Below are 12,063 nucleotides of genomic sequence, written 5' to 3' on the forward strand. Positions count from 1 at the left end.
GTTCGAGACCGCGTCCCCAAACGAATTCGCCCGGAAGCGGTGATCCACTCCCGGGCGATCCATATCTGGAGGTCGTCGGATTTAATTCGGAACCGCAGCCTTCGTCGCGCGCTTGGCGGCGACCGCATTCGCGGTGACGCCGTGCAGGAAGTCATAGGCCGCGTGCAGCGCCTTGTCGTCCTTCTCTTCCGGCGGGACATAGGACTGCGATCCAGTCTGCTCGGTGCCGTCGGCGGCCTGCAAATGCCCGCGCATCTGGGATTCAGCCATGGTGTCCATCCGGCCCTTCAGCTCGGGCGGCACGTCCTGGAGGATCTCGATGTCGGGCGCGATGCCCTGGGCCTGGATCGAACGGCCCGACGGCGTGTAGTAGCGCGCCGTGGTCAGCGCCAGCGCGCCATTGCCGGCGCCGAGCGGAATGATGGTCTGCACCGAGCCCTTGCCGAACGAGCGCGTGCCGATCAGCGTCGCGCGCTTGTGGTCGTGAAGCGCGCCAGACACGATCTCCGAGGCCGAGGCCGAGCCGCCATTGATCAGCACCACGAGCGGCTTGCCCTTGGTGAGATCGCCGCCATGCGCGGTGAAGCGCTGGGTCTCTTCCGGATTGCGGCCGCGGGTCGACACGACCTCCCCACGCTGCAGGAAGGCGCTCGACACCGACACGGCCTGGTCGAGCAGCCCGCCCGGATTGTTGCGCAGATCAAGCACGTAGCCGACGAGCTTCTCCTGGGCGACCTGCTTGGAGATCGAGGCGATCGCCTTCTTCAGGCCGTCGGTGGTCTGTTCGTTGAACGAGGTGACGCGGATATAGCCGATGTCGCCGTTCTCGACGTGGAAGCGCACGGGGCGCACATGGATGATCTCGCGCGTGATTGCGACGTCGAGCGGGGCGTCCGCGCCCTTGCGCACGATGGTGAGCTTGGTCTTGGTGTCGACCGGTCCCTTCATCTTGTTGACCGCCTGCTCGAGCGTCATACCCAGCACGGCCTCGCCGTCGATCTTGCTGATGAGGTCGCCGGACATGATGCCGGCCTTCGAGGCCGGCGTATCGTCGATCGGCGAGACGACCTTGACGAGGCCGTCCTCCATCGTGACCTCGATGCCGAGGCCGCCGAACTCGCCGGAGGTGGTCTCCTGCATCTCGGTCCAGGCCTTGGCGTTCATGTAGCGTGAATGCGGATCGAGCGAGGTCACCATGCCGGTGATCGCACCCTCGATCAGCTTGGCATTGTCGGGCTTCTCGACATAGCTGGCCTTGACGCGCTCGAACACCGCGCCGAACAGATTGAGCTGGGAGTAGGCATCATCCGCGCTCGCCGCCGCCCGTGCCGCCCATACTCCGCTGTGCGGGCTGGCTACCAGAAGGGTCAGACACGCTCCAGTGAGCGCGCCCAGGGGGAACAGCAGGGTTTTCCGCATGGATGGGCTAGCCTTTTGCTTGGCGGTTCTCTTGGGGCTGGGGGGCGCCATGCAAATGGCGATCCAGCCCGCTTCTCACAATACCATTCCGGTTTCTTCAAGGCCGGATGCCGCGCTAGCGGCCGCGCCGAAGAAATCCCTTCGCCTTGGCCTAAACTTTTGGCAACGTTCCGAAACTGTTTCGCGCAAAGCGGAAACCGGTCGGCCGCCCGCGCCTCACAGCTATGCGATTTTAGGATGGTTTTGGAGGGCCGGACGCGATAGGCGATGGCGACAAGACTTCAAATTCTCGGGAGGACAACAATGAATGAAGCGCCCCGCATCCGGCCGGAACGGAACGTCGAACTCGGCGCCAGCAACGAGCCGTTCCAGAACCTGCACGAGTTCATCCGGAAGGCGCGCGCCAACCTCAACCAGAATGCCTGGGACTACATCGTCGGAGCGGCCGAGACCGAGACCACGATGCGGCGCAACCGCATGGCGCTTGACGAGATCGCCTTCCGGCCACGCGTGTTGCGCGACGTCCGCAAGGTCGATGGTTCCGTCGAGCAGCTCGGCCGCAGGATGCGCCTGCCGGTGGTGCTCGCCCCGGTCGGCGCGCTCGAGATCTTCGATCCGGATGGCGCGGCAAGCGTCGCGCGCGCCGCCGGCACCTTCGGCGCGGCGCACATGCTGAGCTCGGTGTCCGAGCCCGGCCTGGAGAAGACCGCCGAGGCTGCGCCCGACGCGCTGCGGCTCTATCAGCTCTATGTCCGCGGCGACGATGCCTTCGTCGCCGATGTCGTCAGCCGGGCCGAAAAGAACGCTTATGCCGCCTTCTGCCTGACCGTCGACACCGCGCATTACAGCCGTCGCGAACGTGACATCGCCAAGCGCTATGTGCGCGAGAGCCGCCTGCGCGCCACCGGAGGCGATTTCCAGAAGGGCTTGGAGTGGCGGACCGTCAAGATGATCAAGGACAAGTTCAAGATCCCTCTGATCCTGAAGGGCATCGCCACCGCCGAGGACGCGCAGATCGCGCTCGAGCACGGTGTCGAATGGATCTACGTCTCGAACCATGGCGGCCGCCAGCTCGACCACGGCCGTGGCGCCATGCATGTGCTGCCGGAGATCGTCGATGCCGTGAAGGGCCGCGCCAAGATCATGGTCGACGGCGGCTTTTGCCGCGGCACCGACATCGTCAAGGCAATCGCGGCGGGCGCGGACCTCGTCGGCATCGGCCGGCTGCAGTGCTGGGCGCTGGCGGCCGCCGGCGAAGGCGGCGTCGCGCGAATGCTGGAGCTGCTGGAGGACGAGGCGCTGCGCTGCCTTGGCCTCTTGGGCGCCACCTCATTCGCCGAGATCGATAAATCCTGCCTGCATCCGGCGACCGCCACCAACGCACCCGGCGTGTTCAGCGCGTTCCCGCTGTTCGACCATGAGCCCTATCGCTACTGAGTTGCCGATATTGAAGTGAAAAGGACGCAATGACATCACTCTCTCCCGGCAGCGCCGATGCGCTGCTGTTCGACCTCGGGCGCGTGGTGCTCGACATCGACTTCTCCAAGGCGATCGCCTGCTGGGCGGGACATGCGGGCTGCCGGCCCGAGGCCATCGTCGCGCGCTATGTGCGTGACGAGGCCTACCGGCTGCACGAGATGGGCAAGATCAGCGACGCGGACTATTTCGCCTCGCTGCGTGCCTCGCTCGGAATCGGCATCTCGGACGCGCAGTTCCTGGAAGGCTGGAACGCGATCTTCGCCGGTGAGATGCCAGATATCGCCGAGCTGCTGCCGCGCGCGGCGAAGCAGATGCCGCTCTACGCCTTCTCCAACACCAATCGGCCGCATGTGGACTATTTCTCGAAAGAATACGCCGGCCTGCTCGGCCATTTCCGCGAGCTGTATTTGTCGTCCAGCATCGGACTGCGCAAACCGGACGCGGAGGCTTTCGATCACGTCGTGGCGGCGATCGGGGTGCCGGCGGATCGCATTGTCTTTTTCGACGACCTCGCCGAGAACGTCGAGGGAGCGCGGGCGCGCGGCTTGAAGACCGTGCATGTCACCTCGCCGCGTGACGTCGGAAACGCATTGAAAGCGCTGGGTATCTGAGCCGCGGGAGGCCCGGTTCGTGCTCAGTTCCCGAAACTAAATTGCACGCGATGAGGAACCCAATCACTTTGTGCATTTTTATACAGAGTTCCGGGAACGGAATACCACCCATCGGACTCATGAGTCCGTTGGGACTTCTACATTGGACTGATCGACGTGCTGGGCAAGACCTATCTCACCAAGCAAGCCTCGCTCCTGCTCGAATTCGCCAGAACCACCTCGGATTCTGACCTCTCCGCCAAGCTGATCAGCAAGGCCGCCGACCTGAAATCCCAGGCCGATCCGCTGCCCGACAAGGATCAAGGTCCCAGGGCGCCCGACGTCGCGGACGTCAGTCCGGACGATCCGACGGAGCGTTGACCGATGCTGGCCGTGGCGCTCGTCCTTCTCGTGCTCGCCATGGCCGTCCTCGTGCCGGTCTGCCTCGCCTTCCGGATCATGCCGCGGCGGACTTGAGCCACCTTAGGCATCCGAGTGCTCGCGTTCCCGTGCGGGATGCTGAATCGTGAGAATGACGATTTCGCCAGCCTTTTCGTCCAGCCGGTTGAAGCGATTCAAGGATCGCAACGCGCCTTACGGGCTGTGCTCCCTAACATAATCGGCAATGCTAATCAGATCGTGGGTCGCGCGTTCCGTGAACCTGCGCCTCTTCGCTCGAAGCGGCGGAACGGGGCTTCGACGTCAGGATCAAAGCCAATATCGAACACGCAATCTCGTCCTGGCTATCCGCAGGAAGCCGCCGCACGGCTTGAAGTGCCTTTTCGAGCAGTTTTGTCATCGACAGCCAGTGCGGAAAGGAAGTGTGGCTTTTCGCCGGGTTGAGGAGGTCTTTTGCTTCAGCCCCTCCGCTCGGCTAGAACTTTGCCGACCGAGTCCTTCGATTTGTTCGATTTGTTGCGGGAGTTCGCCGTGGCCCTGATGCCGGTATCCGACGCGCTTGCCGCCGTGCTCGCAGGCACAGAGCCGCTGGCCGAGGAGACGGTCGCCCTCGACGCCGCCTACCATCGCGTGCTCGCGCGGGACGTCGCGGCGCGGCGCACGCAGCCGCCGGAAGCGATGTCGGCGATGGACGGCTATGCCGTGCGCGCGGCAGACGCGGCAACGATCGATTCCAGACTGGCGGTGATCGGCGAAGCCGCAGCGGGCCGTCCGTTCGCGGGAACGGTCGGCGTCGGCGAAGCGGTGCGGATCTTTACCGGCGGCGTTATTCCCGACGGCGCCGATGCGGTCGTGATCCAGGAGGACACGGTCGCCGACGGCAAGCACATCATGATCAAGGAAGCCGCGATTCCCGGACGGCACATTCGTCCCGCCGGCGTCGACTTCCGCGAGGGCGACGTGCTGCTGCGCAAAGGAACCCGTCTCACCGAGCGCGATCTCGCGCTCGCCGCTGCGATGAATCATCCGCAGCTCGCCGTCTGCCGCCGTCCGAGGGTCGCGATCCTTGCCACCGGCGATGAGCTGGTGATGCCGGGCACCGCGCCCGGTCGCGGCCAGATCGTCTATTCCAATGGCTATGCCCTGCACGCGCTCGCCCGCAGCGAGGGCGCCGAGACCATCGATCTCGGCGTTGCCGCCGACACGCTGGAGGCCACTTCCGCCGGCATCCGCCGCGCTCGCGAGAGCGGCGCCGACATCCTGATCACGACCGGTGGCGCATCGGTCGGTGATCACGATCTGGTTCAGCAGGCGCTGAAGGGCGAAGGCATCTCGATGGCGTTCTGGAAGATCGCGATTCGGCCCGGCAAGCCGATGATGCACGGACGGCTCGGCGCCATGCGCGTGATCGGCCTGCCCGGCAATCCCGTGTCATCATACGTGTGCGCCTTCCTGTTCATGGTGCCGCTGATTCGCGCCCTGTCAGGCCGTTCGGTGATTCATCATCGCCGCGAATGCGCCGTGCTGGGCCGCGATCTCGGGGCCAATGACCAGCGCGAGGATTATCTGCGTGCGCGACTGGAACTGCGCGGCGACGGCACGCTCGTCGCCCTTCCCGTCCGCCATCAGGACTCCTCTCTGCTTGCGAATCTCGCTGCGGCACAGGTACTTCTCGTACGCGCGCCGTTCGCGCCGAAGGCCGAGGCCGGCACGCCTTGCGAGGTGCTGCGGCTCCCCGTCTGAGCTGCACGGAACACGCATTCCGCGAGATTTGCCCCGTTCACCGTAAATTAAGCAGTTGCGGAACACATATCGAACATATAGTGTCCGTTCATGATTTGTTTCGAGGATGTAGCGGCTTATCGCTGAATTCATCGTCTCGGAATCGAACGACATCAACCGGGGGACTTTGGTCGAGATGTTGACGCGCAAACAATACGAGCTTCTGCGGTTCATCAGCGAACGTCTGAAGGAAAGCGGCGTGCCGCCGTCTTTCGACGAGATGAAGGATGCGCTCGACCTGCGCTCGAAGTCAGGCATTCATCGCCTGATCACTGCGCTCGAGGAGCGCGGCTTCATCCGCCGCCTGCCCAACCGCGCCCGCGCCATCGAGGTGATCAAGCTGCCCGAACTCCAGGCCGCTGCCGGCAATCGCCGCGGCTTCACGCCGAGCGTCATCGAGGGCAATCTCGGCAAGGTGCGCGCGAGCTCCAGCCCGCCTGTTGACGAGGGCGAGCGTCCCGTCGCGGTGCCCGTGATGGGCCGCATCGCGGCCGGCACGCCGATCGAGGCGTTGCAGACCCGCAGCCACACCATCAGCGTACCGCCCGACATGCTCGGCGCGGGCGAGCACTACGCTCTCGAAGTGCGCGGCGATTCGATGGTCGAGGCCGGCATCCTCGATGGCGACATGGCGCTGATCCAGCGCAACGAGAGCGCCGATACCGGCGACATCGTGGTGGCGCTGATCGATGACGAGGAGGCCACGCTCAAGCGCTTCCGCCGCCGCGGCGCCTCGATCGCACTCGAGCCAGCCAATGCCGCCTACGAGGTCCGCATTCTTCCGCCAAACCGCGTGAAGATTCAGGGCAAGCTGATCGGGCTCTACCGGAAGTACTGAGCGGTCTGCGGTCGTTGGACACCTCTTGGAGCGGATCATTTTCCGCTCTGGCTGGATGGTCTTTCCGGTTCTGCTCAGACTATCCGGTCCTTTTTCCGGTGCGAGATCCTCGGCACGCCGCACGAAGCAACATCGCTTCGCGGCCACAGCTTCGAGGAGACGCCACCCGCCAGATGTTTCATGGACAATCATTGCAGCGCTGATCGCAGCATCAGCGTCGCAGGCCATTGCCACACAGTCGCACCGCCATGTGCGCAAGCAATCGAGCCAGTACGAATTCGCGACGCGCGGAATGTGATGCGCAGCTCTCCGCAATCGAGCCGGCAATAAGCGAGCCGGTCAGCACCCGCGGGGCGCTGACATTGGCGCCGTTCGAATGCACAGGCGTCGGCTTTGTTCCTATCGAATCCGGGAAAGATAATGTGATCGCGGCTCGCGAAGCCCAGCCGCAGATTTGCCCACAACCGAGCAGAACGTTGTATGCTTCACCCTGATAGAGGCCTGCGCCTCCAAGAGAGGTGCGGCTTGCTATCTTCGCATGAGGAGCACCCGATGTGTGACTATAGCCTGCATGCCGTCGCGACGCGCCCTGCCGAAGTCGGCGAGACGATCGTCACGACAACCTTCCGCGGCACCTCGACACGCGGCTTCGCCTCTGAAGCCGATCTCTCCGTCGCGGTCTGCCTGCTGCCGGGAACGGAGCTCGCTTTCGCCGACAACGTTCGTTACGACAACCGCTGGATCTGGACGCGCACCGTCAACTCCCGCGTCGGCAAGTTCGGCAAGATCGATCCGCACATTCCCGATCGCCATCATGACGCGATCGAATTTCCCGACGGCAAGTACGTGCTGGTGACGCAGCTCGTCGAAGGCCAGCGCGCGACCGTGCTGCAACTGCCGGTGACCCAGCCGGTTGGCGAGCGCGAGCACAAGCCGCAGATCGTCGCCGAGACGAGGTCCACGATCACACGCCTGCCGATCGGCTGATCGTCGGCGCGCCCCCGGCCGATTTGTCGAGGGCCAGAACTTGAAATGCCATCGCCGGCTGAGGCCGGCGAGATGGTATGGTTTGCGTCCTGCAGAATCCCGCGCCTCCTCCGCATCGATCCTCAATCGTCAGCCTGCAAGTCGGCCTCCGATGGCGTTGCGTCCCGATTGCGGGGCACGGCCGTCTTCGGCGCAAGGCTGCCGTCGAAATCCCCCTCGCCGGCGCCGGCCGGCAGCCAAGGGCGGCTTGCGCCTCTCGCCCTCACCACCTGCACCGAGAAACCCTCTCCGTTTTGCGTCAGAGCCAGCGCGCCCTGACTGGCAAGGCGCGACCGATCGACCACCATCGCTGCGCAATCGGGCGGCGCGGGCCGCGCCGTCACCACCAACGCAGCGCGGCTGCAATCATCAGCCAGCGCGTCGATGCGCAGAGAAAGCGCGACCAGCCGCCCGTCCGCAAGCGGCGCCACGCAGCCGGACTCGTCACATGACACACCGCTCGCCAACGAGGCGTTGGCGGCATCGCGCGGATCGGCATCGGCGGCTAACCATTCCCTCAGCAGAAAGCCATCCTTGCTCGCGCGGATCACATGCAAACGCCCGTCGCCGCCCCGGACCGCGACGCTCGCGCCATCCCCGGCAATCAGGATATCGGGCTGCCGCACCGACAGTCCCCAGAGGATCGCTACCAGCAGCACCAGGGCGCCGGACAAGCGCAAGGGCGTGCGCAACAGGCCCATCACGATGATCCCGAGGCTGGCCGCGATCAACGGCGCGATTCCGAACGCCGGAATGCGGCCAACTGCGCCCGGTAGGGCCGCCACCCAGCGCGAGACCGCGACCATCCAGTCAATGCCGATCCCCATCAGCCACCAGAACACGCCGTCGAGGCCGAAGGGCGCCGCGAGCAACCCTAAAAGCCCCGCCGGCATCACCAGCGCCGAGACCACCGGCATCGCGCCGAGATTGGCGAGCACGCCGTATGGCGTCACGCGATGGAAGTGGAAAGCGGCATAGGGCGTGGTCGCAAGCCCCGCGATCAACGAAGCCAGCAACAGCATCGCGATCTCGCGGCCGCCCCACAGCGCGATGCGCGCTGTCGTCGAATGATCGGGCGATGCAAGCAGGTTCGGCATGCCGATCTGCACCAGCGCCACCAGCCCGAGCGTCGCGACGAAGGACATCTGGAAGCTGGGATGCACCAGCGCTTCGGGCGCGACCGCGAGCACGATCAGCGCGGCCACAGCGAGGGTTCGGAAGGTGATGGCGCGGCGATCGACCATCACGGCGATCAACACCACCGCGGTCATGAAGAACGATCTCTGTGTCGCGACCTCCGCGCCTGACAGCAGCAGGTAGAACGCTGCCGCCGCCAGCGCAGCGGCCGCCGACCATTTCTTGATGGCGAAGCCGGCCGCCAGTCCCGGGATCAGCGCCAGCAGCGCGCGCACTGCGAAGAAGACGACGCCGGCGACGACCGCCATGTGATAGCCGGAGATCGACAGCACATGGCCGAGCCCCGAGATGAACATGGCGTCGTTGACGGGCGTGCTGATCGCATCGCGCCGTCCCGTGAGCAGCGCGGTCGCAATCGCGCGGTTGTCGCCTTCGAGCGTTGAGCGGATGCGCGCGTCGATCGCATCGCGCAGGCCCTGCATGAAGGCGGCGTAGCGCAGCCGCAAGCCGCCGGCATCCGGCGGCACCGAAGCCGTGATCGCGCCCATCACGAAACCGGAGGCACCAATGCCCTGGAAGAACATATCGCGCGAGAAATCATAGCTGCCAGGTCGCACCGGCGAGATCGGCGGCAACAGCCGCGCCTTCAATTGCACGAAGCTGCCGACTTCAGGCGCCGTGCCCTTGCGCACCGAGAGGCGGACGCGCTCGAGCTTCACGTCGCTGCGTTGCGCCTCCATCGCGCTGACACGCAGTACGAAGCGATCGGTGCGCTCGCGGATGTCGCGTGCTTCCACAAAGCCCGACAGCGACACCGAATAGAGCGGCTTGGCCAAAACGATGTGGGCGATGCGCGCCGTCTTCCAGGTCGCCGTGGCAAAGCCGGCGGCGACCGCCGCGATCACGATCGCGGGCGCAAACAACCGGCTCCGCCGCAGCAGCACGGCGCCAAGCGCGAGAACGGCCGCGGTCGCGACGACCACCCACGGCACCGGCTCATGATCTGCGGCGAAATAAAGCGCGATGCCGCCGCCGAAGGCGACCGGCACCCACGGCAACAGCCGACCAGGCCCGGCCTCGGCGCGGGCCCATTCGCGCAACGTTGCGACGCTAGCCGGCCAGACGCCAAAGCCCGCCGGCGCAAAGCCGCCAGCCGGTGCGGCGCGGCCGACCGGCCACGTCCCCGCAACTCCCTGGGAGCGTACTGGCCGCCCCGGCTCCGCCGTTCCCCTGCACCTTACGATACGCGACGGGTGCGGAGGCTACCGGAACGTGCGGCTGCGCGAATAGCGGTACAGATCAGGAACGAAGTCGGGCGGGCCCTACTTTTCCTCTTCCATGGTCACGGCCACCGACGCCTTGGCGGACAGCCGGACCTTATTGCCTTCGACATCGGCAACGAGCCCCTTGTCGATGAAGTGATGGTGCCCCTTGTGGCTGCCTTCCCCACTGTCCTTCCTAGTCAGCTTGATGCGATTGCCCTCGACGCGGTCGACCGTGCCGACATGGACGCCGTCGGCGCCGATCACTTCCATATGCTCTGCGATGTTCTGCATGGCGGGATCCTCGTTGGACCCACACAACGCCTGAGAGGCCTTTCCGTTCGTTCGTGACAAAATCGCCGAGCGCGGTTGGCGACCCCGTTCCATCTCAGGACTTGCAGGACTTGGGCAGCCCCGGTTCGGTCGATTGAGCCGAAAGTCTCATAAGACGCCAGCCCCGGCGGGACTACACTGCGTCTCCGCCTCCCCGGCAATACGGGCAGGTTGTGATAGCTCGCGGTAACGAAGCGACCGCTGGAGCTCTTTCTCGGGTGGCTCAAGCCTCCCTGAGATTTGGCGCTGCCGACGCAACTCGCAATTCTCGCCTGTGGCGTCGCGCACCAAGCGTAGCGCGCGAGCGAAGGACGCTGAAAAGCGCCGAGAGTAGCGTTTGAATTTGACAGGAGCAGCACATGGCAATTCAAGTACCGAACGATTTTCGCCGCGTGATTGTTGCTGCGTCGGTGGGAAACGTCATCGAATGGTATGATTTCTATATCTTCGGCAGCCTGGCCGCAGTTCTGTCGGTCAAGTTCTTCGAGCAGTCCCACCCGGTTGCAGCCCTCCTCAGCACGATCGCGCTGTTCACTGCAGGATTCCTGATCCGTCCGTTGGGAGCTTTCCTCTTTGGATGGATGGGCGACCGCGTCGGGCGAAAATATACGTTCCTCATCACGCTGAGCGGAATGGGACTGGGTACGGGAGCAATCGGGTTGATCCCGACCTACCAGTCCATCGGTCTGACGGCGGCGTTCCTTTTGTTCGGTCTGCGCATGATTCAGGGTCTGTGCTTGGGCGGCGAATATGGCGGCGCCATCACCTATGTCGCAGAGCATGTTCCGGACGACAAGCGCGGCTACTACACCGGCTGGCTGCAGACCTCTCCGACTCTCGGCATCGTCGTGTCCCTGGCCGTGATCATCCTGACACGGACCTGGTTCGGCAATCAGGCGTTCGACGAATGGGCGTGGCGCGTTCCGTTCCTGGTGTCCTTCCTGCTTGTGGCCATCGCAATCTACATTCGGCTCCAGCTCCAGGAGACGCCGATCTTCCAGGAAATCAGGGCCCGCGGCCAGATGACGACGAATCCGTGGAGGGAGGCCTTCCTCAGTTCGAACATCAAATTCATCGGGATCGCAATCGTGGTCCTGATCGGGCAAGGGGTGGTCTGGTACAGCGGTCAGTTCTGGGCGCTGTACTTCCTTCAGCAGGTCTCGAAGCTGGATCCGCTGACCTCCGCCTATATCGTGGGAGCCGCGCTGCTGATTGCCACACCGAGCCTGATTTTCTTCGGCTGGCTGTCGGATCAGATCGGCCGCAAGCCGGTAATCCTGGGCGGCATGCTGCTGGCCGCAATCACGTACTATCCGCTGTATCTATGGCTGGGAGCAGTCACGCAGCCCGGCAACGTCAACTATCCGACCGCGATCTTCATCATCTTCATCCTCGTTTGCTACGTTGGGATGGTCTATGGGCCGGTCGGCGCGTTCCTGGCGGAATTCTTTCCGGGCAGGATCCGGTATACGTCGGTATCGGTGCCATACCACATCGGCAACGGCTGGGGTGGTGGATTGGTGCCGTTCATCACGTCGGCGGCATTCGCGGCGACCGGGAGCATCGGCTACGCGTTGATCTACCCGATCGCGGTCCCCGCGGTATGCTTCCTGCTCGCGCTGTTCCTGATGCCGGAGACGCGCAAGATCAGCATCTGGCAGCCGATCGAGCCCAGAACCGCATCGTGACGGAATGGTCTTGTGCAGGTCTAGGTGCAGGATCCGCACGGCCTGCACAATGGCCGCATCGGCCTTTCAGCGCGACGACGGCCATTGGAATCCCCGTCGCGCCAAGGCGT

10 protein-coding genes are annotated in these 12,063 nt (G+C 64.6%); 7 read left to right on the top strand and 3 right to left on the bottom strand.

Annotation, left to right across the window (positions count from 1 at the left end; genetic code table 11):
• Positions 1-81 precede the first annotated feature (81 nt).
• Positions 82-1,419 (bottom strand): S41 family peptidase, encoded by a 1,338-nt coding sequence (locus P6U28_RS14565; RefSeq protein WP_122403079.1) that lies wholly within the window; start codon positions 1,417-1,419, stop codon positions 82-84.
• Between the two features lie 303 nt (positions 1,420-1,722).
• Here P6U28_RS14565 and P6U28_RS14570 point away from each other — a divergent pair, with 303 nt between their 5' ends.
• The 6 genes from P6U28_RS14570 to P6U28_RS14595 all read left to right on the top strand — a co-directional run bounded on the left by P6U28_RS14570 (position 1,723) and on the right by P6U28_RS14595 (position 7,494).
• Entirely contained in the window at positions 1,723-2,856 is a 1,134-nt protein-coding gene (locus P6U28_RS14570) for an alpha-hydroxy acid oxidase (protein ID WP_122403078.1), read from the top strand.
• A 29-nt stretch (positions 2,857-2,885) separates the two neighbouring features.
• Positions 2,886-3,509 (top strand): HAD family phosphatase, encoded by a 624-nt coding sequence (locus P6U28_RS14575; RefSeq protein WP_122403077.1) that lies wholly within the window; start codon positions 2,886-2,888, stop codon positions 3,507-3,509.
• 156 nt (positions 3,510-3,665) lie between these two features.
• Entirely contained in the window at positions 3,666-3,869 is a 204-nt protein-coding gene (locus P6U28_RS14580; protein WP_122403076.1) for a hypothetical protein, read from the top strand.
• A 549-nt stretch (positions 3,870-4,418) separates the two neighbouring features.
• The gene (glp, locus tag P6U28_RS14585; RefSeq protein ID WP_122406647.1) at positions 4,419-5,630 is read left to right on the top strand and encodes a gephyrin-like molybdotransferase Glp; all 1,212 of its coding nucleotides are present in this window, start codon (positions 4,419-4,421) and stop codon (positions 5,628-5,630) included.
• Between the two features lie 175 nt (positions 5,631-5,805).
• Positions 5,806-6,507 (top strand): transcriptional repressor LexA, encoded by a 702-nt coding sequence (gene lexA / locus P6U28_RS14590; RefSeq protein WP_122406646.1) that lies wholly within the window; start codon positions 5,806-5,808, stop codon positions 6,505-6,507.
• Positions 6,508-7,059: 552 nt separating this feature from the next.
• Positions 7,060-7,494 (top strand): hypothetical protein, encoded by a 435-nt coding sequence (locus tag P6U28_RS14595; protein ID WP_162500262.1) that lies wholly within the window; start codon positions 7,060-7,062, stop codon positions 7,492-7,494.
• A gap of 122 nt (positions 7,495-7,616) precedes the next feature.
• Here the strand turns inward: P6U28_RS14595 and P6U28_RS14600 are convergent, their stop codons facing one another.
• Positions 7,617-9,914 (bottom strand): ComEC/Rec2 family competence protein, encoded by a 2,298-nt coding sequence (locus P6U28_RS14600; RefSeq protein WP_407123068.1) that lies wholly within the window; start codon positions 9,912-9,914, stop codon positions 7,617-7,619.
• Positions 9,915-9,992: 78 nt separating this feature from the next.
• Positions 9,993-10,226 (bottom strand): DUF2171 domain-containing protein, encoded by a 234-nt coding sequence (locus tag P6U28_RS14605; protein WP_122403074.1) that lies wholly within the window; start codon positions 10,224-10,226, stop codon positions 9,993-9,995.
• A gap of 398 nt (positions 10,227-10,624) precedes the next feature.
• Here P6U28_RS14605 and P6U28_RS14610 point away from each other — a divergent pair, with 398 nt between their 5' ends.
• Entirely contained in the window at positions 10,625-11,953 is a 1,329-nt protein-coding gene (locus tag P6U28_RS14610; RefSeq protein WP_407122531.1) for an MFS transporter, read from the top strand.
• The last annotated feature ends 110 nt before the right edge of the window (positions 11,954-12,063 follow it).

Source organism: Bradyrhizobium sp. STM 3561 (genome assembly GCF_045571455.1).
GTDB classification, from domain to species: Bacteria; Pseudomonadota; Alphaproteobacteria; order Rhizobiales; family Xanthobacteraceae; genus Bradyrhizobium; species Bradyrhizobium vignae.

Excerpts from the sequence above, each read along its gene's own strand:
- P6U28_RS14565 (WP_122403079.1), bottom strand. The coding sequence starts at position 1,419 with ATGCGGAAAACCCTGCTGTTCCCCCTGGGCGCGCTCACTGGAGCGTGT.
- P6U28_RS14570 (WP_122403078.1), top strand. The coding sequence starts at position 1,723 with ATGAATGAAGCGCCCCGCATCCGGCCGGAACGGAACGTCGAACTCGGC.
- P6U28_RS14575 (WP_122403077.1), top strand. The coding sequence starts at position 2,886 with ATGACATCACTCTCTCCCGGCAGCGCCGATGCGCTGCTGTTCGACCTC.
- lexA (WP_122406646.1), top strand. The coding sequence starts at position 5,806 with ATGTTGACGCGCAAACAATACGAGCTTCTGCGGTTCATCAGCGAACGT.
- P6U28_RS14595 (WP_162500262.1), top strand. The coding sequence starts at position 7,060 with ATGTGTGACTATAGCCTGCATGCCGTCGCGACGCGCCCTGCCGAAGTC.
- P6U28_RS14605 (WP_122403074.1), bottom strand. The coding sequence starts at position 10,226 with ATGCAGAACATCGCAGAGCATATGGAAGTGATCGGCGCCGACGGCGTC.
- P6U28_RS14610 (WP_407122531.1), top strand. The coding sequence starts at position 10,625 with ATGGCAATTCAAGTACCGAACGATTTTCGCCGCGTGATTGTTGCTGCG.